The organism is Terriglobales bacterium (assembly GCA_035691485.1).
GTDB lineage: Bacteria > Acidobacteriota > Terriglobia > Terriglobales > Acidobacteriaceae > JAIQGF01.
In genome coordinates, this window is sequence record DASSIZ010000043.1 from 1 (window position 1) to 21,024 (window position 21,024).

Sequence of the window (21,024 nt, forward strand, 5' to 3'; positions counted from 1 at the left end):
CCGAAATTGCATACCACAACTACGAATTTCTCTCCGGCGGCGAAGCGCGCGCGGTGCCCGGCGGCGTGTTCAAGACAACGCGCGCGCACCAGTTCGCCAATTACGCTGACGCTTGCAACGACTGCGGCAATTGCGACATCTTCTGTCCGGAAGACGGCGGCCCGCAAATCGAGAAGCCTCGCTTTTTCGGAAGTCTGGAGTCGTACCATAAATTTGCCGGGCGCAACGGGTTCTTTCTCGATTTCGATGGCGCCACCACCACCATTCACGGCACCATCGCGGGCAAGCCCTACCGGTTGAGTTGCGCGGCGGGGGAGGCATGCGCTCATTTCGACAATGGCGCCGCCGAGGTCCAGGTCCGCACGAGCGACCATGCGCCGGTGACGTGGTCACTGAAGCCGGGCGTCGCGTGGCCGCACGTGGTGGACATGCTGCCGTACCTGCAGCTGAAGTTCTTGCTGGACGCAGTTTCCAATCCGAGCCGCGCGCATTACGCCAACGTCGCGGCGCTCGCGGGAGCGAACCTTGCTAAAAAAGGCGCTGTTCAAAGGTAAGGATTACATCACCACCGAGGAATGGTCGGACGGGCAGATCGAAACGCTGCTCGCTGTTTCCTACGACCTGAAGCGCAAGTTCAAGCATCGAGTGCCGCACCGCTATCTTCCCGACCAGACCATCTTCCTGATGTTCTTCGACAAATCCACGCGCACGCGCAATTCGTTTGAGGCCGGGATCACACAACTAGGCGGGCATGCCCACTTCCTGACCGCCGATGTCATGCAGGTTTCGCACGGGGAGAGTCCGAAGGACACCGGCATTATCTTGTCGCGGTATGGGCACGCCATCGCCATCCGTCACGACCTGATTCCCGGCGAGGGCAATGCGTACATGCGCGAAGTGGCGAAGTGGGCCGACGTTCCGGTGATCAATATGCAATGCGACGTCGACCATCCGTGCCAGACGCTGGCCGACCTGATGACGATGCGCGAGAAGCGCGGGCGGGACTTGCGTGGGCTGAAGGTCGCGGTCTCGTGGGCGTACGCGCCGAGCTACGCCAAGCCGCTCTCCGTGCCCCAGGGGCTGATCATGCTGCTGCCGCGCTTCGGCATTGACGTCACCCTGGCGCATCCGCCGGAGTACTTCCTGATGCCGCAAACAATGAAGGCCGCGCAGGACAATGCCCGGCGCTGCGGCACAAAGTTCGAAGTCACCCATAACATGGACGACTCCTTCCGCAACGCCGATGTGGTCATCCCCAAGAGTTGGGGCTGCCTCGACACCATGGGCCAGAACCCGCAGGAGTCGCTGCGCATTGCGACCCAGTACAAGCACTGGATCTGCGACGCCAACCGGCTGAAGCTCGCCAAGAATGACGCGCTCTACATGCACCCGCTGCCTGCCGATCGCGGCAACGAGGTGACCGACGAAGTGATCGACGGTCCGCACTCCGTGGTGTACGACGAAGCGGAAAACCGGCTGCACACCTGCAAGTCGATCATGGCGCTGACCATGGCCGGCGAGGAAATCGAGTACGAAGAGGAGCCGGCCGCGGCCGCACGGGCATGATTGAGTCCCTCGTGATCGCGCTCGGCGGCAATGCCATCACCCGTCCCGGCGAGCGCGGAACTATTCCGCAGCAGTTCGCACACACACGCGAAACTCTGCAGCACCTGGTGCCGTTGTTTCGCAGCGAGCGCCGCATCGTCATCACCCACGGCAACGGCCCGCAGATCGGCAACATCCTGATCCGTTCCGAGGAAGGCGAGCGCCGCGTGCCGCCGCTCCCGCTCGATACCTGCGTTTCCGACTCGCAGGGCGGCATGGGCTACATGATCCAGCGCGTCGCCGACGAGATGTTCCGCCGTGAAGGCATTCGCCGCGAGTGCGCCACCGTGATCACGCAGGTGCTGGTCGATCGTAACGACCCTGATTTCGAGCACCCTTCGAAACCGGTGGGCTCCTTTCATACCACCGAGGAGTTGGAGAAATTGCGCGTCGACAAGCCGCACTGGCGCATGAAGGAAATTGAAGCCGGCCGCTGGCGGCGCGTGGTCCCCTCGCCGCGTCCCATCGATATTCTGGAAAAGGAATCGATCGCGGCGATGCTGGCGGCCGGGGTCGTCGTGGTGGCATGCGGCGGCGGCGGCATTCCGGTGGCCTGGGATGGCGAGCGACTGGTAGGCGTCGAAGGAGTAATCGACAAGGACCTTGCGTCCTGCTTGCTCGCCAAGCAGGTGCGCGCGAACAAGCTGATTATCGTAACCTCGGTCGACCAGGTGGCGGTTTCCTACCGCAAGCCGGAACAGCAGTGGCTCTCCAACTTGACCATCGAAAGTGCGCGCGGGCACCTCGACGCCGGTGAATTTCCGCGTGGCTCCATGGGTCCCAAGATCGAGGCCGCCATTGATTTCCTGGAGAACGGCGGCGAGGAGTGCATCATCACCTCGACCGAAAAATGCGCCGATGCGGTCGAGGGCAACGGCGGAACGCACATCGTCGCCGCCTGGGGAAACCGCTCGCTTTCGTTCAACGCGCCATGATCATCGAGAATGCCCGGATTCTGACTTTCGACTCGCGCAACCGCGTGTTGGATTGCGGCCGGGTCGAAGTGCGCGAAGGCTGTGTGGCGCGTGTTTCTGACACGCGATCAAAGGTCGACGACCCAGACCACACCGATGGGGAGCGCCTCGACGCTCGCGGGCGCCTGCTCATGCCCGCTCTCATCAACTGCCACACTCATCTCTACAGCACGCTGGCCCGCGGAATCTCGCTGCCGGGTGCGCCGCCGAAGAACTTTCCCGAGATTTTGAAGAAACTCTGGTGGCGGCTCGACCGCGCGCTGAACGAACAAGACGTTTATTACAGCGCGCTGGTGGGGGTCATGGATTCGGCGCGCTGCGGCGTGGGCACGCTGGTGGACCATCACTCCAGTCCGTCGGTGGTAAAGGGCAGTCTTGACTTGATCGAGCGCGCGTTCCGCGAAGTCGGATTGCGCGGTGTCCTGTGCTATGAAACCACCGACCGCAATGGTCCGGCGAATGCTCAGGAAGGATTGGACGAGAATGTTCGGTACATCGAGCGTGCACGGCGTTCAGACAGCCTGGTGAATGCCAGCTTCGGCCTGCACGCGTCGTTCACGCTCAGCGACCGCACGCTACGCCGCTGCGTCGAAACCAACCAATCCCTCAAAGCCGGCTTTCACGTGCATGTTTCCGAAGACGGCAGCGACAACAAGGATGCCCGCAAGAAGTACGGCAAGTCGCCGGTTCGCCGCCTGCGCGACATGGGTGTGCTTGACGACCGCGCGCTGGCGGCACATTGCATTCACGTCAGCGGTGCCGACATCGCGGCGCTGGCGCGGCACAAGATCAACGTGGTTCACAACCCGCAATCGAATTGCAATAATGCGGTGGGGACGGCGCGAGTTCTGGAAATGATCAAGGCGGGCGTACTGGTCGGACTTGGCTCCGACGGCTACAGCCCGCGCATATGGGATGAATTCAAGACCGCCTTCCACGTCCAAAAAATGCGCGCCGGTGACCCGCGTGTCGCCTCCAGCGAAGCATTCGCACTGGCCTTGTTAAACAATCGCACCATCGCCAAGAAAGTTTGGGACTTGGACGTGGGCCGGGTCGAAGAAGGCGCGCGCGCCGATCTCGTTCTCTACGACTACTTCCCGCCCACACCGCTCACCAACGAGAACATCTTCGGCCACGCTCTGTTCGGCATTGCGCACGCGCCGGTGAATTCGCTGATCGTGAACGGCCGCTTCGTCATTCGCGATCGGCAATTCGTTAACCTTGACGAGCGCGCAGTGGCGGAGAAGGCCAGCGCCTGCGCGCGCGAACTCTGGAGAAGATTCTGATGCCAGCTCCCCGCCTGAAATCCGAGTTCGGCCTCGGTCCGACCTATCACGAGATGCTTCATCCCGAAACACTGCCGGCGCCCATCCGCCAAAAAGCAATGGCGGCACAGGCCGATGAACTCGACCCGATGAATTTGTACAACATCACATGGCGCGAACCCGACAACCGGATCCGTCACATCGTGCTGCCGCAGACGCTCACCGGGGTGCAAGCGAACATTGTCGTGTTAGTGGGCCGCGAATTTCCCTCGGGCAGCCACAAAGTAGGGCCGGCGTATGCGACGCTGATGGAGGGCGAGTTGGCGGACGAAATCCGTCCTGGCGAGAACACCATCATCGGACCGTCCACCGGCAACTTCGGCATCGGCGTGGCCTACATCTCGAAGCTGAAGGGATATCCCGCCGTGGTCATCATGCCCGAACAGATGAGCGCGGAACGCTATCAGCGCATCCGGCAGTACGGCGGAAAGCTGGACCTTACGCCGGGTTCCGAGAGCGACGTCATTCTGGTGCTGGAGCGCACCGAGGAATACAAGAAGGACGCGCAAAACAAGGTATTGGCGCAATTCGAGCTGCTGCCGAACTACCGTTTCCACCGCCATGTTACGGGCGGCAGCGCGCTGGAAGCTGCGCGTGCGCACGGCAACGGCAGGGTCGCGGCATTCGTGGCAGCGCCGGGATCGGCGGGAACGCTGGCGGCGGGCGACCAGGTCAAGGCGCAATTTCCGGACGCCGTAATCTGCGCCCTGGAACCGCGCGAGTGCTCCACGCTGTTCAACAACGGCCGCGGCACGCACCGTATCGAGGGGATCGGCGACAAGATGGTCACCCTCATCCACAACGTGCTGACCACCGACTACGTGATGCTGATCCACGATGACGACTGTGTGGTCGGCCTCGAGTTGCTGCAGCAGCGGCAGGCATTCGTGGAAAAGCTATTGCACATGCAAGCCGGCTCGCTGCGCGCCTTCGATGGCTTGTTCGGCATTTCGGGATTGTGCAATATTCTCGGCGCCATCCGCTTGGCCCGGCATCTCAGGCTGGGGCCAAAGGACAATGTGGTGACCATTGCGACCGATGGCTTTGATCGCTATCCGTCCGTGCTCGCCGAGTTGGCAAGGCGCAAGCCCATGACTGCCGACCAGACACTGCAGGATCTGTTCGAAGGGATCTTCCGGGGCGGCGCGCGCGAGGACTTGCTCGATGTGCGCCCACGCGACCAGAAGCAGCGCCTGTTTCGCTACAAGCAGGAGACGTGGAGCAAGTTCGGATATTCCGATGCCTACCTGGAAAAAATGAAGTCGCAGGGGTTTTGGGAGACCGAAGCAGCCAAGGTAGAGCAGTTCGACGCAGACCTGCTGCGCGCCCGCAAGAGCTCGGCGTAGCCCGCGTGCCGGGCCTCATCGCACCACTCCGTAGGCATCTAAGTACGGATGGAGATGGAGCGATCTTCGAGCATTCTGCTGCTGGGCATCGCCATCCTCATCTTGTCTTTTGTTCTGGGCGCGCTGTGGTGGTTTCATCGAACCGATGAGGCGCCGAAACCGCCGCTCCATTCCGCATTGGGCCAATCTGCGCCTTGAATCGCTGAACCTGCCTCAGCGCTCCGATACCGCCTCGGCGCGGCGGCCTCGATGCTGCACAAACTTCCAGGCGCTGGATACCATGTCCTGCAACGAGCGCTGCGCCTTCCATCCCAATAATTTCTGGGCCCGCGAAGGATCGGCCAGCAGCACTGGAGGATCGCCGGGACGTCGCCCCGTAACGCGCTTGTTGAGTTCGCGGCCGATGATGCGCTCGATGGTCGTGACCACTTCTTTCACCGTGTGGCCCTGGCCGGTGCCGAGGTTGAGAATCCCGGAGGCGCCGCCGTGCGCAAGGTGTTCCAGCGCGAGCACATGAGCTTCCGCCAGGTCTTCGACGTGAATGTAATCGCGGATGCAGGTGCCGTCCGGCGTGTCATAGTCGTCGCCGTAAATCTGCAGCTCCTTGCGCGCACCCGTGGCTGACTGCAGCGCGGCGGGAATCAGGTGCGTCTCGGGATCGTGCAACTCCCCGATTTCGCCGCTGTCTTCGCATCCGGCCGCGTTGAAGTAACGCAAGCTCATGAATCGCAAACCGTACGCCTTGTCGTAAGCCTGCAGGGCATACTCAAATGACAGCTTCGACATCCCGTACGGATTGACCGGCGCTTTGGGCGCGTCTTCCACGATCGGCACCTCGCGCGGATTCCCATACACCGCCGCCGTGGAAGAGAAGATGAAGTTTTTGACGCCGGATTCCAGGCAGGTGTTGAGCAGCACGAGGCCGTCGCGGACATTGTTCCCGAAATATTTGCGCGGGTTCTCCACCGATTCCCCGACCAGGGAATGCGCTGCGAAATGCATGACGGCATCGACGCCACGCAGGGCGCGGCCAAGGAAAACGGCATCGCCGACGCTGCCTTCGACCAGTTCGAAACCGGCGGCGAGTTCGCGATGGCCTGTGGAGAGATTGTCGTAGATCACGACCGAGTGTCCGCGACGCGAGAGAGAGCGCGCGCCGTGGCTGCCGATGTATCCGGCGCCACCGGTCACCAGAACTCGCATGGGTTTTTACCCCTCGTTAGTCGGAGTTGGAATTGGCGGCAGCGGTGGCGGCGCGCGAATTCCCCGGCTCGCGGCAGTTGAGGCCGCGCTCGATGGCGGTGCCCTCCTCATAGTCGTTCCAAGTGACGACGAGGAGAAACGGCAGCGGGTCGGAGCTGGTATAGTACCGCCGCCACAGCCGAAGTGACTCCTCAAAAGTCTTGCCGCATCGCGGATCCATGTAACGGTTCAAGCTCCAGGAGGCTTTCCGGTCGTTGAAGCCGGGCCAGGCGGCGCCCACCGCGAGCTTGTTGGGATACTTTTCGCGCATTTTCTTATAGAACCCTTCCAGGTACTGGCGGCCCCAGTTGCTGCCGTCGGCCGACCAGCCATGGTCGCCGGGCTGGACCCAGGCGTAGAAGCCGTCCAGAACGTCGGCGAAGCGCATGCCGCCGTCTTCCATGATCAGGATGGGATTGGCCTCCCAGCCCTGGACATGCTGGCGAACCTGGCGCCAATCCGTCTGCTTGCTCCGCGGCCATAGGAAGATAACGGGACGGCCGTCATAAGTCAGATATGCGGAACGACCCTCGGCCTTGGGCCCGATGTAGTGTTCATAGGCGTAATCGAGCGCGGACATAGCGGCGGAGGTGAAGTCGGGGGAATCCTCCGGCTCGTCATACATCAGCGCGACTTTGAAGTTTTTCTGCGCCGCGGTTTGCTGCAGCAGGGCGTAACTGGCGTCGAGAAACTCCTTGCGCGGCCCGTACCAGTCCACCACAAACGATGAGATCCCCAGATTCTGTGCCTGGTCGATCTGCCGGCTCAGTACCACACGGTCATGGCTGGAGTATCCGACGTCCATGTGGTCGTTGTCCCCGAACCAGGGCTCGTAGACGGCCAGGACGATGGGCGCGCCTTCGGCTGGACGCAGGTTCTGCTTCAACGTCTGGTGAATGTCGGCGCGATGACAGCCAAGAGAAGCAAGCAGTGCCACCACAGCGGCCAGAAGCTGCCAATGGGTACGGAAGCTCAGCATAAGAAAGATGCACTCATTTGGATGTGCGCTGCTGAAAACGGGTTGGCATTGGAGCGCCACCCACCCCGGTCTCGCGCGATGCGAAACCAGGATAAGTGGCGGTTCCCTCCTACGGCAGCGCCGTGTAGTCACACCTCATGTTCAACGACTGCAGGGGCGGCGTTGGCGGAGTCGGAGTCGGCGGCGTGTCGAAGGTGAAGAACTCCTGCATGTCAATCTGCGCTGCATCCCGCTTCGTCAAACTCGGAAGATTGAAACGGGTCTCAATGAACTTGAGAATGGCGGTGAAATCGGCGACGCTGTGGGACACGTAACCCTTCTTGGTGAACGGCGATACCACGATGAGGGGAACGCGATAGCCGGTACGATTAAAGTCACCAGGCGGTTGAATGACCTGCTGCTCCACCGGCGTCAGATCCGTGGGAGACAGCCCGTCGGGATGGACGGCGGGCTGCGGCGATACGTGATCGTAATATCCGCCGCCCTCGTCAAAGGTAAGGATGAACACGCCATCCTTCCAATAAGGGCTGTTCATGAACGTATTGATGAAGGTGGAGACGTACTGCGCGCCCGCCTGCACATTATTGCCGGAATGAATATTTCCCGGCAATACGGCGCCCGGGTGCTCATCTTCGCCGGGCAGTTCCTCGATGAAAGCCACCTGCGGCAAAGTTCCATTCTTCAGGTCGTCGAAATACTGTGAAGTCGGCACCAGGTTAGCCATGTGCTGGCTGGCAAAGGGCTGGAACCGCGTCAGGAAGGTATGCGGAACGTTGGGATTGCCGGGTTCTGTCGTGTAATACACCTTCCAGGTAATCCCGGCGGCATCGAGCAACTGGAAAATGTTCTTTACCACTCCGGAATCAAACGAACCAGGATCATGAGCGTGCCCATGGGTGGTGGCGGCATACATGTACGACCGGTTGGGTGGACTGTTGCTGGAGACGGGCGAGAACCAGCGGTCGGAAGTCGCGAAGGTAGACGCCATGTAATAGTAGTAATTGAGGTCGTCGCCGGTGTAGTAGCCCATGGCGCGAGTGCCCAACAGGTCGTAATGCCAGTTGATCATCGTGTCCCTGGCGTTGGGAACGGTCCACGTCAAAGTAGTTGACTGGCCCGACGTGATGGTCGAGGGCGTTGCGGTGAATACGACACCAGAGGCCGGAGTGATGTTCGGGGCAACCGGCGAAGGGGTCTGCGTGTCGCCGGAAACGGTGACGCTGGCTACCGCCAGCGGACGCGTGTCGAAGTTTCCGTAACCATCAGAATTAGCGTAAAGGTAGTAGTTCGTCGTCTTTGTCGGCGAGACTTGGAATGTACCCATGGAATTCGCGACATAAGCGATAAAGCCGTCCGATCGGGCCGAACCCTGGCCGCCGTGAACGAAGCCGTCGCCCAGGTAGGTATTGGACCCCGGACTCTGCAGGTTGTAAGAGCCGTGCGCGCCGAGCCAGTCGGGATCCGTGTTTTCCAGGCATGCCGTTTGCAGATGGAAGGCGTTCACCAACACGCCGCTATCGCTCTTGTTGCTGGTGCCGGGCGGCAGACCATCCACCCCGGCGAGATGCCCGAAGTAATTGTCGAACGACCGATTTTCCTGCAGCATGAAGATGACGTGATTGACCGCCTTGATCCCCAACGGCGGCGGCGGTGCCGGCGGAGTGGGAGTCGGAGCAGGAGCAGGAGTAGTAGTCGTCGTCGTGGTAGGCGAGGCTCCTAAGCCACTACAGGCGCTCAGCAGGATGAGAGAGGCAGCCACCAAGCCAAGCAGCAGAAACTTTCGCCGGGATTGCAGGTAACGCAGAGTCGTAATCATGTTCAGTCCTACTCCAGCTCGTTCGATTTTAGAAACTTGGGTGCGAGTGCTCTGCATTGAAACTAATGCGACAGCAATCCGTACACGGTCAGCGTGCTGCCTCCGCTGATGTAAACCTTGCCATTGATGACAGTCGGAACAATGAACTTCACCGCCGTGCCCGCGGTGTCGCGTCCGCCCGAAGCTTGGTCGCTGTTGTACAGTTCATGAGTGCAATCGTTGGCGTCGTAGGCGTGGAGAGTTGCAGGGCCGTTGTCCCACTGGTCCACCTGCAGCGCCCATACAATGCCGTTGCTGTCACCATTGGAGGAAACAGCGGTACTGATTCCAGGGAAACCAGAGGTCGCCGATCCCCGGCTGCCAAGCGTCAGTTGTCCATTGCTGATCTTGTAGCACTGCAGCGGGGCGCCGACCGGACCGATATAGACGTTGTCCTTCCACACTGTAGGATTGGTGAACAGCCCGCTGCCGAGGGCGATTTGCTGCACCGCCTGGCTGTTGTCGCTGGCATGGCTGTGACCCATGGCGTCGCGATTGATGACAAAGAAATCGCCCGCTTTGTCGCCGCCCATCAGAAGATGGGCCGGACCCGACGGCTGATCCGGCAACAGGATGGGCCCTCCGGATCCCAAATCGTGATCGAGATCATTCAGTTCCTGGAAATTGAACGGCGTAAACCAGTCCACGACGTTGAGCGTGTTTCCGGATAGCGCGAGCTTCAGGAACGAGTCGCCGTAATCGCGTCCACCGATATCGGCCGTGTAGTCGCCGTTTCCTATTCCGACAAACACATGGCCGGAAGCATCGGCGGCCGGACCATTTCCGCTTTCCCAAATGCCTCCTCCGGTGCCATCCGCGCTAGGAGCAAAGGCCGCAACCTGCTTCAGCGTTTGCGCGTCATAGACCAGCAACCAACCCAGGAACGGATCAAAATCGCCGTGCGACGCAAACGCGATATAGATCTTGCCGTTGAGGAGAAGCAGCGCGCTTCGCTGCAGGCAATTCAGGGGACCGAAGACGATGTTGCCGTTGCCATCGTTCACGATACCGGCGCCGGGAATGGAAGCTTGGATAGTCGTCGGGCCGCCGAATTTTTCCGCTCCGCTACTGATATCGAGCGCGTGCAGGCGCTGAAAAAACTTGCCGTTCTCTTTCGTCTTGGCCACCACGTAGATGGTGCCGCTCGTGGAGTCGATCACCGGCGTACTGGTAATGCCCACCTCGGGAGCAATGTCTTCGTACGGCACTGGGAAATCTGTAGCGGAATCGACGGTGGTAATGCCGGCGCCCGGGTTGAGGAAGTTCTTGTGCCAGAGAGGCGACGTGGTTTTCGCGTCGGCGTCGAAGGCGTATACGCTGTCGTGCTCAGTGGCGACGAAGACGACGTTGTGCGCTGTTCCGCCGATGCTGACGCTCTGCAGGTAAAGAGGCTGGCCGTAAATCTCCCCGTCCACGTCGAACGAAGCCACTTTCCCGAAGGTGGATGCATTCACGTTCGCGAGCGTGAGAATGGTTTCATTGCGGTTCGCGCCCGTGCGCAACGTATCGTAGTGGTAGGTGGTGACGGCCAAAGCTCCCGACTGATTTCCTGACGGATTGCCGGATGGGCTACCGCTCGGATTGCCGGAGGGGCTGCCGCTCGGATTGCCAGAGGTTGAGGAGCCGGACTTGCTCGACGTGACCCCGCCGCAATTCGACAACATGAGTATGATTCCGAACACCACCAGCGCTGCCAATGCGCCGGAAACGAACTGGTAGGAACAATTCGATCTCCTGCGGCCCTTACCCATGTCGAACACCTACCTCAAAACACTCTCGCTTTCTGAAGCAGAGCACCTGCAGGAATGTGTGAAGGCGGCGTCTGGGCGCGAGTTGCCACGCCATCGGAAGGGCCACCAGCACTCGAAGCTGGATAGGGGCTTGCATTACGCGGCGGCTGGCAAGACCTCCTGGCCGGCCTCGGAGGGAACTTCCTGGGCTCGATGGACGGCATTGATCAGCGAAATCGGCCGGCGGCGCACCTCGTCGTAAATGCGGCCAATGTATTCCGCCAGCACGCCGACGCAGAACAACTGCACTCCTCCCATGAAGAAAACCGAGGCCAGAATCGCGGCGGTTCCGGTCAGGTTGCCGCTCACGGCAAGCGCGAGGGCTGTGATGAGCGCCAGGCAAATAGCGGGAATGCCCAGCGCAAAACTGAGGCGCAGCGGCTTATAGCTGAAGCTGGTAATGGCATCGAGCGCGTACTTGATGCGGCTGACGAAGCTTAGCTTGCCATCGCCCGCCGCCCGGTCTTTGCGGTCGTAGCTGACGATCGTGGTGGGATAACCTATCCAGGCGCGCAGCCCCGGCAGGTAGCGGTTGTACTCACGCAGCGCCAGGAAAGAATCCAGCGCTTGTCGGTCCATCAGGCCGAAGATGCCGGAATTTAGCGGAATCGGAAAATCGGAGAGCGCGCCCAGGATGCGGTAGAACAGCGCGAACAGGACCAGCAGGTACTTGCGGCTCTCTTCGCGCTTGCGCCGGACCGCGCTGACCACCTTGGCGCCGTTCCGCCACGCCCGCACCATTTCCGGAATTACTTCGGGCGGGTCCTGCAGATCGCCATCCATGAGGACCACGGCATCGCCGCGCGCCGTCTGCATGCCCGCGCTGAGCGCGCCCATGTGACCCCAGTTGCGCGATAAATCCACGACTACGATATGCGGATCCTTGGCCTGGAGTTCGAGCAGCAGCTTGAGCGTGGCGTCCTTGCTCCCGTCGTTGACGTATACGACCTCCCAGTTCTCGCCGATGCCGTTCATCACGTCGGAGACGCGGGAGTGGAGAAGATGGACAAGTTCCTCTTCGTTGTAAACCGGGATCGCAACCGAAATCATCAGGGCCCTCGGACCGTTTTAGTTATTTACAACTCTTCACGGGTCAAAGACCCATGCCACACGCGCCTATTGGCCAGGGACTTCCTGCAACAGGCGAACCTTCCAGCGAACTTCCGTCGGCGTCATCAGCGAAATGTAATGCGCGGTAACCTGCTCGCTGTGGATGACCTTGTCACCGTCGAGCACCTGCCGCTCCAATTGCGCTGTGTCGCGCAGCTCGATGGAGAGTCCTTCCGGCGAATAAAAAAGCACATCCAACTTGTGACCGTGATCAACCAGGCGAGTGTGCAGGCCGGCTCGTGCCTGGTCACTGACCGCGGCGGCGAACTTCTCCGCCGCGACCCCAACGAAATCGTTGTCAATCACGCTCGCGCGGTTCTGCTCCATCGCCTCCGCTAGCGAACGCCAGGCCTTGGCATAATCGCGCGCCACCGATTTCCTGGTCAGTTCTTCGACAGGGCGGCCCGCGGCGTTGTCGCTGTTCAACTGCACGTTCGGCAGTTGCGGATCGGCAGCGCGGACCGGAGTAGCCGGGCAGACGAGCAGGACGAGCCCCAAGGTCGCAATCAATGTCCTGGTCATCGGCCACTTCCCAGGTGAATTTCATTCCCCATCACTACGCCCGAGGCAACGGACACGGTGGCGTCGTGCAGATTGGGCAGCTCGGCTGTGGCGATCCCTTTTTTGATGCGTGCGTCAACGCTGCTCTTGCCCTGCGCCGACACCGCGGTAAAAGTGACGATCGTTCCATCCGGAACCGGGTTGCCGCTGCAATCGCGAATGGGATCGGTTTCCACCCGAATTCCGACTTTTGCTGGCTGCGCGTGCATACGCAGGTTGCAGGGATCAGCTGCAACTTCCTGCACCACCCGCCGCTCGGTCACGTCGCCGATGCCGGCCACAAACTGCGCCGGGCCGACTTTGCGGCTGGAGTCGAGCGAGAGCCACGCCATGCCGTACCGGGTCGGCACGTTGCGGGTGAGTTCCTGCGAACCAGCCACCGAAAACTTGAAGGTCACCTGTCCCGGCTGGACGTCCAGGTTGTGAAACTTGTCGAAGACGTAAACTACGCCGGAGACGCCATTGGTTACCGCGACCGGCAGGCGCGACGGACGCGCGATGAAGCTCATCCGCGCCGGCTTAGCGGGATCCACCCAGAAGTTACCGCTGCTCGCGCTATCGCCGGTTCGAAGCACCACGACGTACTTGCCCGCGGTCTGGACCTCTTCCGGTGCGATGCGGATGTCTCCGCCGAGCTTGACCGCGCGCTTCACTGCGCTCGCCGGCCCGACCAGGTAGAGAGTGGCCTCGCCGCTGCCTGCAGAAGGAATCGCCAGCCCGGTGCCGGCCTCCACGTGCTGCGGCAGCGCGAGGTCAGAGGCATGCGCCGCGTAAGCAGCGAACCAGCACACCGCGACAAAAAGTAGCCCAACCGTTACCGTTCTCATGTCCCTAGTACCCGGCACTCGAATAGTGGTTCACCGTAACGCGATAGCTCTGCACGTCCTTTGCGATGTCGTCCGGTACATCGACTGCGAATGCTATCGGTGTCTGCGGCATCAGCGCCCTGTCGACATAGCCGTCCGAAACCCAGATCACCTGGCCGTTGTTGTTGTAGTAAGTCGCCAGCACGTGCGGGATGTTCACCACCTGGCCGCTTTCATTCAGCAGTTCGCCGGCCAGGACCCGCCGCCCGCGCGCATCGGTTTCCAGTCGCTGATGGAGCACACCGATAACCGGATCGGCGGAGGCTGATACCAGCGAAGAATCCGGCTGCATGCGCACGCTCTTCACGTCCGCCAGCTTGATGTTCGGGAAGTCGATGCGAAACGGTGAAACTTCCTTGGGGAGCAAGGTGTGCGACATCTTGTCGAAGCTGCTCTCCTGCCCGATGGTGGAACCGTCCTTGCCGACCAGCGTCGCGTTCACCGAGACAAAAGCCGGGACCGTGTCTTCGTTGAGCACTTCGCCGACGATGACGGTCGCGTTGCCACGGCTGGTCGCCTTCATTGAGATCAGCCGCACGTGCGGCGCTTCGACGTTCTGCGCGCCCCATTCATCGCCGGCGCCGCGGTAGATCACATCCCAGCGCAGGTAGTTGACGGGGATCACTTGCGGCGGGGCCTTGGTCTCCTTGACCTCGGGCCAGACCACCTTCCACTCGCCGTCGCGGTTGACCACCTTGAGGTCGCGGGTGTCGTAGAAGGCGCCCACCGCGGTTGCCCAGCGCATGTTGGTGCGCACCACGGCTTCGCTGTCGGTTTTGCGCAGCACGCGAAGGTCGGCGTCTTCAAGATTGGAATAGGTGCGCAGGCTGCCGTAGGTCCCGCGCATGTCGTCGGTGAACTCGCGTTCGTCCACCTGGTTGGTATTGGCGATGTAGGAGTACGCGCCATGGTACTGGCGCTTCTTCACATTGTCGATCACCGACTGGACTGCGCCCTCAGGAGTCTTGCTGGTAGCCAGCGCGCCGGTGCCTTCGCCGGCGATGTACATCACCGTCGTGGTCTGCTGCGGCCACAAGGTTCCCACCGTGACCAGCGCCAGCGTGATGAGAGCGATTAGGACTGGGAGCGAGAATTTCATTACTTCACCCCCTCGCGCAGATATGCGCTCTCGCGCGCTGTGGCGGGAGCGGGGAATGCAATCGGTTCTTGCGCGCGCCGGGACTCCGGCAAGGCAAGCAGCAGGAAAATTGCCAGTATGCTGCTGCCGATCGGCAGAATGCCCCACATCAGGCCTTCCCACGGCGCGGGCATTGCGTTGGCCTCGATCGGCTGCGCCGGAGGAACGTCATCCTTGGTCCACACCTGGATCGCCCCGACGTCGAGCGAGTCCACCATGCGCCAACCGGCAAATGCCATCAGCGGCCGGTAGAACGGATCGCGTACGAAGACCCACTTCAGGCCGTACTTGTCGGCATGGCCCAGGATGGCGCGCAGTGAAGCGATGCCGTTGGTGCCGTAATACTTCGCATTGGTCAGCTGCGCCGCGCCGTGCTCGGTCATTTCCGGCAGCATGCGGGCGGAGTTGTATTCGCCGTCCACCGTCTCCGCGTCGGTCATGATCGACAATTCCGACAGATGCGACCCGAAGCCGAGCGTCAGGTAACGGTACTTGTCGTGCCCGTCGCGATTCAGAAAATCGGCAACCGGACGGACGCGCAGTTCTTTGTCGTAGTTGATGGGGTGGAACGTGGTCCAGGCCACCGATAGCGCGCAGGTTCCTACCGCCGCCATCGCCAGTCCGACGATGGCTCGGGCGCGATAGCGATCGATCAGGTGCGAAGCGATCACGCCCACAAACGGGAGTGCCATGATCGTCGCCCAGAAGCTGAAGCGCTCAAACGTCAGAATTTCGTAGGCGCGCCCCAGGAGCCAGCGCGGAACCGGCGTCGTGCCGCCCAGTCCGAACAGAAACGTGATCCAGAATCCGAGCAGCAAGGGACGCAGACGCTTGTGCCTGGAACCCAGCATCACGATAAACGGAAGCGCCAGAATCAAAGCGCCGTATGGCACCACCCAGTAGTTCAGTCCCCACTCCGGATTCAGGATGTAGTTGCTGCGGCTGGCGTGAGGAATGGGAACCTGGTTGATCGGGTTATGCAGGAAGGCCACGAAGTACGGCAGGATGACGATCGCGGCGCCGATGCCGGCAATCGCGGCAAAAACCAGCGCGCGCGAGACTACCGCCGCGGTCGCGCGCTCCTCGCCGTCATTGTTGCGGTCCATGATGGCCAGCCACAATACGGGGAGCGCAAACAGCACCGATCCGAACAGCAACGTAACGTGGTGCGCCGCCGCCCCGGCCAGCGTCAGCGCCACCCCTTTCAGCAGCGACTTGCCCTTTGCCTGGCGGCTCCATTGATAAAAATAGGGAAGCGCGTTCAAGTAGAGCGGGATCGCCGCCGTGGTGGACAACTGTCCGGCCTGGTAAACCAGCATGCCAAGCGATCCGAGAAACACGCTGCCCAGCGCCGCGTAACTGGCGGAGCGCTCATCCACCCACAATTTCGCGAAGCGATACACACCGACCGGCAGCAACAGGATGATGATCAACTGCACCAGCATGTACGCCAGGTGCAGCCCGGTGACGTACGAGACCAGCGCCAGCCATTGCTGCGGCAGCGGCGGATACGTGGTCTGGGAAAACCCGCCGAACCACATCGGGTTCCACGGACTGAACCAGTGGTGCGCGTAGTGGGAAGCAAAGAAGATATGGAAATTGGCGTCATAAGAACTGAGCGGCAGTTCCATCAGCAGCAAAGGGCCGTGGACGGCCACTGCGGCCAGCAGGATCGCCAGCAAGGGGATCGGCCTGCGCAGGGGATTCGTAGGGGACATCGCAGTCAAGGTATTCCTCCGCTGCTTCTCTCCAGCAGCAGTTTCGATTCCGAATCGCGCACCTCGGGTTTCCCTTCTAAGCACGGTAAGCTGCCGCTGAAACGCGATGTCACGATAATCGCCAGGTGTGAACTAGGCGAGGTACAGAGAGCATCGGCGTACCACCTTGTGGTACTCGGCACGCCCCCTCAGCTTCAAAATGATTGATTTCGTTGACAAATCCGGCTGAGCAGTTGGAAGCGCATTTGCGGGTGCTCAGGACAGCGGACACTGTCTCGAGCGGGTGGTCTCGTGAAAAGAAATCGAAGTTTGTTCCTGATCTGTTCCCTGGCAGTGCTGGCCTGTTCTCCCCTGGCCGCGCAGACGTTTGAAATCAATCCTAAAGGAGGGGCGCAGGCAACGCCCGCCTCTCCGCAGGCAAAACCAGGTAACAAGAATCAGAATCCAGCGGCGAGTTCCGGTACCCAAGGCTCGCTCTCGTGGGGATCCAGCATCGAAGTGGCGCGCACCGCCCGTGCCGCCGACAACGCACTGCGCCGCAATGACTTCAATGGCGCCCTCGTTTATGCCGAGCGAGCCGCCCATGCCGCGCCCCAGGACATCAACATGTGGCTGATGTACGGCTACGCCGCGCGCGGGGCCGGCCGGCTGCAAGTCGCTCTCGACGCCTACAACCGCGCCCTGCAGTTGAACCCCTCGTCGGTCGAAGCGCTTTCCGGATTGGCGCAGACTTACATGCGCATGGGTCAGACAGACCAGGCCAAGCAGATGCTGCGCAAGGTGCTGGCGCTCAATCCACGCCGCGCCAACGACCTCATGATGGCCGGCGAACTGTTTATTCAAACCGGCGACTACAACGGCGCGCTCCAGCTGTTGCAACGCGCTGACGCCATCCAGCCTTCGGCGCGCGCTGATCTCCTGCAGGCGCTTGCCTACCAGCATTTGCATAAGCCCGAACAGGCGCGCCAGCTGCTGGATCGCGCCCGTTCCAAGGCGCCGAACAATCCCGAAGTGCTGCGCGCGCTCGCCGGCTACTATCGCGAGACCCGGGATTACCAGGCAGCCATTAACACCCTGCACGCCGTGCCTAACCAGAGCGCCGACGTCCTCGCCGAAGTCGGCTATACCTACGAGCTTTGGGGCAAACGGAAGGAAGCCGCCACCAATTACGGCCGCGCCGCCAGCATGGCGCCCGGCCAGTTGTCCTACCAGCTTTCGGCGGCGGCGTCGGATCTGAGCCTCGGCGATCTCAAGCAGGCGCGCGTCTATCTCGACCGCGCGCAGAAGATCAACCCGAATTACTACCGTGTGCACGCCATTCGAGCCGAGGTCGCCAAGCAGGAAAATCATTACGACGAGGCCATCCGGGAGTTCAACGCGGCCTTAAGCGCCCTGCCCGAATCTTCCAATGAGGGCGTGCTCTATCCCATGGAGCTGCGGGTCACGCTTGGCGAGCTGTATCGCGCAGTTGGCGACGACAATGCCTCGCACCAGCAGTACCAGGCAGCATTCAACCAGATGCAGCACATGAATATCGAGGGCCCGACGCGGGCCGAGTTCCTGCGTCTGCGTGGCAGCCTGAAGGCCAACCTCAACGACCCCGAGGGCGCGCTGGCCGATTTGAAGGAGGGCGCCGCGCTCGATCCCACCAAGCCCGACATCCTTTTGCAGTACGGCAGCGTGCTCTGGCGTGTGGGGCAAAAGAGCGAGGCCAAGAAGCAGTACGAGCGCGTGCTGACGCTGGACGCGAAAAACGAGTGGGCCATGACCGCGCTCGGTTACCTGGCCCGTGACATGGGTGACACGAAATCTGCCGAGGCGTACTTTCACAAGCTCGCCGCTGCCTATCCCACAAACTACGTGCCGTATCTCGCGCTCGGCGACATGTATACCGCCGACCGTCGCTTCGCCGAAGCCAACGATGCTTACGACAAAGGCTGGAAACTGGCGCCGACGAATCCGCTGCTCGTAGCCGGCGGCGCCAACGTCGGCATTGAGTGGCACAAATTCGATCTCTCCAAGACCTGGCTCGATCGCGCCAACGCCGAAATGAATACCAATCCATACGTCATGCGCGAGCGCGAGCGTTACCTTACCTGGACCGGCAAGTACGCCGAGTCTGCTCAGCTGGCGGAGCAGACGATCAAGAAGCTGCCCAAGGACCGCGATGTCATCGTCTATTACGGGTATGACCTGCTGCACCTCGGGCGTTACGACGATCTGCTCCAGCTCACCTCGAAGTACGAAAAGGTTCTTCCCAAGGACGCCGATCTGCCGCTGCTCGCCGGTTACGTACACAAGAATGCCGAGCTGCTGCATGAGGCAGTCGACGATTTTACCCGCGCCATCGAGCGTGGACCGGAAGTGCGCACGGCCTACGTGAATCGCGGCTATGTGTACAACGATCTACAAAATGCCGAGGCTGCATCCGCTGACTTCAATAAAGCGTTGCAGCTTGATCCCAAGGACGGTTCCGCCCAGCTTGGCATGGCTTTTGCCCAGTTGGAGCTTCATCACGGCAAAACCGCGCTCGACCATGCCCAGGCGGCGCAGAAGCTGCTCGGCGAATCCGGCGCCATTCACGACGCCATGGCCACCGCCTACCGTCAGCAGGGATTGCTGGCCCAGGCGGAGAAGGAGTACCGCGCGGCCCTGAAGTATTCGCCCGACGACCTGAAGCTCCATCTCGCGCTCGCCGACACCCAGTATCACCTCCGGCGCTATGACGACTCGCTGGCATCGCTGCGCGCGGCGCTCGCGTATTCCCCTGACGATCCTTTCATCTACGCGCAAATGGCACACAGCTACGCAGAAATGAAGCAGCGCGATGAAACCTTGCGTTACGTGCAGACCGCGGAAAAGATCGGCTACGATCAGTCCGACGTCCTGCTGGCCACAGGCGACGCGCTGCTTGCGCTCGGCGATCGCGACGCCGCCCTCGATCGATTCGGCCGCGCCCTCGACGCTCCCGATTCCGATCGCGTGGAAGCCCGCCTGGCCGTCGCCAGGGTCCTGCAGCGTGAAGGCAGGTGGGACGCGGCACGGGAACAGGTGAGCCTTGCTTTCGCGGAGTCACGCATTGGCGAAGCTTCCCCGATCACCGCCGAGCACCTGCTCCAGGCCGCCGACATGTTCCTTCGCATGCATGACTTCGACATGGCAGTGAAGCTGTTTGAGCGCGCCCGGGCAGCCGGCGCCGCCGACCAGGTGGTTGCCATCGGCCTCGCCAACACCTACCTGGAGAAGGGCGACGCGCTCGACGCGCAGCGCCAGTTGGCCAGCCTGGGCAGCCCGTCCCAATACCAGGAAAACTATGATTACATGCTGGCGCAAGCCAATGTCTATCGCCAGCAGCACCACGATTTGCTCGCCCTGTCAGCGTTCGCCCATGCCAACCAGATTGCCGGCCAGGACGACGTTGCCGAACGCGAGTTGGAAGAAATGGCAGGCCAGGAAGGTCTTCGACTGACCGAGAAGGTCAGCGTCCTGACTGATTTTGCCGTTTCGCCGATCTACGAGGACTCGACCATCTACCAGATGGACGCCCGCATGTTCGGCGCCACCGGCCAGACCCTGCCCCCGCCGCGGTCCTCGCTCGAGACCCGCTGGACCAGCGCTTATCGCGTGCATGAGCAGGGTCTGCCGACCATCAGCGGATTCTTCCAGGTGCGCAACGCATCCGGCACCACCTCGCTGCCGGCGGAAAATGTCATCCTCAATCGCAACACCTTGGATTACAACTTCAACGGCGCTCTCAATCCCGTCCTGCGGCTGGGGCGCAACTCGATCACCTTCAATACCGGCCTGCAGTTCACGGTGCGCCGCGACAAGAACGACCCCATCGACGTGAACCAGAACCTGTTCCGCCAGTTCGTCTACGCCAACACGAATTCGCTGGGCAACTGGCTGATCATTCGCGGTGAGGGTATCCACGAGTCCGGTCCTTTCAGCCTGCGCGACCTGCACTCGCGCGAACTGGTGGGCCGGTTGGAGTTCCAGGTCGGCCGCCCCTGGGGTACCACCTCCCTGATAACCGGCTACGTCATCGACGACCTGCTGTTCCGGCCGCTGGTTCGGGAATGGTTTACCACCTCGACTTACATAGGGCTGCAGCATCGCTTCGGCCAGAAGCTGACCGTCCGCGGCCTGGCGCAGTACATCCGTGGCTGGCGCGTGCAGGACATGCAGTTCGCGCTCGGACAGGCCTTGCGCCCCGGCGCCGAGATCCATTACGTGCCCAAGAAGAATTGGTCGGTGGATGCCAACTTTGCCCTCTCCCGCGGCATGGGCATCCACACGTACGACAATGCCACCAGCGGCGTGTTTGTCACCTACCAGAGGAAGTTGCGTCGCACCGTCAACGACGGCCTGGGAGCCGTCCCGGTGGATTATCCCTTGCGTCTCTCTATCGGACTGGAAAACGATACTTTCTATAACTTCAACAGCGCCGGCGGCGTGGGATCGCAGATGATCATGCGCCCGGTGATTCATCTGAGTATTTTTTAGGCTCCAGGG

Annotated in this window: 15 protein-coding genes; 6 read left to right on the top strand and 9 right to left on the bottom strand. The window is 61.4% G+C overall.

Translation table 11 applies throughout. The annotated features are described in order from the left end of the window. The 5 genes from VFI82_05250 to VFI82_05270 form a co-directional block, all read left to right on the top strand. Positions 1-554 (top strand): hypothetical protein (locus VFI82_05250; GenBank protein ID HET7184067.1); only part of this gene is annotated, 554 nt, incomplete at its 5' end. Next, positions 526-1,566 (top strand): ornithine carbamoyltransferase, encoded by a 1,041-nt coding sequence (locus tag VFI82_05255; GenBank protein ID HET7184068.1) that lies wholly within the window; start codon positions 526-528, stop codon positions 1,564-1,566. The genes VFI82_05250 and VFI82_05255, both read left to right, overlap by 29 nt. Continuing rightward, positions 1,563-2,540, top strand: coding sequence for a carbamate kinase (locus VFI82_05260; GenBank protein HET7184069.1), 978 nt, complete (start codon positions 1,563-1,565; stop codon positions 2,538-2,540). The genes VFI82_05255 and VFI82_05260 overlap by 4 nt, the downstream gene beginning before the upstream one ends. Then, entirely contained in the window at positions 2,537-3,865 is a 1,329-nt protein-coding gene (gene ssnA, locus VFI82_05265) for a putative aminohydrolase SsnA (GenBank protein HET7184070.1), read from the top strand. The genes VFI82_05260 and ssnA overlap by 4 nt, the downstream gene beginning before the upstream one ends. Then, positions 3,865-5,250, top strand: coding sequence for a pyridoxal-phosphate dependent enzyme (locus VFI82_05270; protein HET7184071.1), 1,386 nt, complete (start codon positions 3,865-3,867; stop codon positions 5,248-5,250). Before ssnA ends, VFI82_05270 begins: the two co-directional genes overlap by 1 nt. 213 nt (positions 5,251-5,463) lie before the next feature. On the opposite strand, the gene galE is transcribed toward VFI82_05270, so the two are convergent. The 9 genes from galE to VFI82_05315 form a co-directional block, all read right to left on the bottom strand. Beyond that, complete coding sequence (gene galE / locus VFI82_05275) at positions 5,464-6,453, bottom strand: UDP-glucose 4-epimerase GalE (GenBank protein ID HET7184072.1); 990 nt, start codon at positions 6,451-6,453, stop codon at positions 5,464-5,466. A 16-nt stretch (positions 6,454-6,469) separates the two neighbouring features. Continuing rightward, the gene (locus VFI82_05280; GenBank protein ID HET7184073.1) at positions 6,470-7,471 is read right to left on the bottom strand and encodes a hypothetical protein; all 1,002 of its coding nucleotides are present in this window, start codon (positions 7,469-7,471) and stop codon (positions 6,470-6,472) included. 109 nt (positions 7,472-7,580) lie between these two features. Further along, on the bottom strand, positions 7,581-9,287 hold the full coding sequence (locus VFI82_05285) for an alkaline phosphatase family protein (GenBank protein HET7184074.1): 1,707 nt from the start codon (positions 9,285-9,287) through the stop codon (positions 7,581-7,583). A gap of 62 nt (positions 9,288-9,349) precedes the next feature. Further along, a complete protein-coding gene (locus tag VFI82_05290; GenBank protein HET7184075.1) occupies positions 9,350-11,077 on the bottom strand; it encodes a pyrrolo-quinoline quinone in 1,728 nt (575 codons plus the stop codon). A 135-nt stretch (positions 11,078-11,212) separates the two neighbouring features. Continuing rightward, entirely contained in the window at positions 11,213-12,166 is a 954-nt protein-coding gene (locus VFI82_05295) for a glycosyltransferase family 2 protein (protein HET7184076.1), read from the bottom strand. Between the two features lie 66 nt (positions 12,167-12,232). After that, positions 12,233-12,748, bottom strand: coding sequence for a hypothetical protein (locus tag VFI82_05300; protein HET7184077.1), 516 nt, complete (start codon positions 12,746-12,748; stop codon positions 12,233-12,235). Next, positions 12,745-13,614 carry a hypothetical protein gene (locus VFI82_05305; protein HET7184078.1) on the bottom strand — a complete coding sequence of 290 codons (870 nt, stop codon included), beginning with the start codon at positions 13,612-13,614 and terminating at the stop codon, positions 12,745-12,747. Before VFI82_05305 ends, VFI82_05300 begins: the two co-directional genes overlap by 4 nt. Positions 13,615-13,618: 4 nt before the next feature. Then, the gene (locus VFI82_05310; GenBank protein ID HET7184079.1) at positions 13,619-14,752 is read right to left on the bottom strand and encodes a hypothetical protein; all 1,134 of its coding nucleotides are present in this window, start codon (positions 14,750-14,752) and stop codon (positions 13,619-13,621) included. Then, positions 14,752-16,509: a hypothetical protein gene (locus VFI82_05315; GenBank protein ID HET7184080.1), complete on the bottom strand. Its 1,758-nt coding sequence runs from the start codon at positions 16,507-16,509 to the stop codon at positions 14,752-14,754. The genes VFI82_05310 and VFI82_05315 overlap by 1 nt, the downstream gene beginning before the upstream one ends. 291 nt (positions 16,510-16,800) lie before the next feature. Here VFI82_05315 and VFI82_05320 point away from each other — a divergent pair, with 291 nt between their 5' ends. Further along, the gene (locus VFI82_05320; GenBank protein HET7184081.1) at positions 16,801-21,015 is read left to right on the top strand and encodes a tetratricopeptide repeat protein; all 4,215 of its coding nucleotides are present in this window, start codon (positions 16,801-16,803) and stop codon (positions 21,013-21,015) included. Positions 21,016-21,024: the final 9 nt, after the last annotated feature.

Bases quoted from the DNA above. Each gene is read 5' to 3' on its own strand.
- ssnA (HET7184070.1), top strand. From the start codon at position 2,537: ATGATCATCGAGAATGCCCGGATTCTGACTTTCGACTCGCGCAACCGC.
- VFI82_05290 (HET7184075.1), bottom strand. From the start codon at position 11,077: ATGGGTAAGGGCCGCAGGAGATCGAATTGTTCCTACCAGTTCGTTTCC.
- galE (HET7184072.1), bottom strand. From the start codon at position 6,453: ATGCGAGTTCTGGTGACCGGTGGCGCCGGATACATCGGCAGCCACGGC.
- VFI82_05310 (HET7184079.1), bottom strand. From the start codon at position 14,752: ATGAAATTCTCGCTCCCAGTCCTAATCGCTCTCATCACGCTGGCGCTG.
- VFI82_05305 (HET7184078.1), bottom strand. From the start codon at position 13,614: ATGAGAACGGTAACGGTTGGGCTACTTTTTGTCGCGGTGTGCTGGTTC.
- VFI82_05295 (HET7184076.1), bottom strand. From the start codon at position 12,166: ATGATTTCGGTTGCGATCCCGGTTTACAACGAAGAGGAACTTGTCCAT.
- VFI82_05285 (HET7184074.1), bottom strand. From the start codon at position 9,287: ATGATTACGACTCTGCGTTACCTGCAATCCCGGCGAAAGTTTCTGCTG.
- VFI82_05270 (HET7184071.1), top strand. From the start codon at position 3,865: ATGCCAGCTCCCCGCCTGAAATCCGAGTTCGGCCTCGGTCCGACCTAT.
- VFI82_05260 (HET7184069.1), top strand. From the start codon at position 1,563: ATGATTGAGTCCCTCGTGATCGCGCTCGGCGGCAATGCCATCACCCGT.
- VFI82_05315 (HET7184080.1), bottom strand. From the start codon at position 16,509: ATGTCCCCTACGAATCCCCTGCGCAGGCCGATCCCCTTGCTGGCGATC.
- VFI82_05280 (HET7184073.1), bottom strand. From the start codon at position 7,471: ATGCTGAGCTTCCGTACCCATTGGCAGCTTCTGGCCGCTGTGGTGGCA.
- VFI82_05300 (HET7184077.1), bottom strand. From the start codon at position 12,748: ATGACCAGGACATTGATTGCGACCTTGGGGCTCGTCCTGCTCGTCTGC.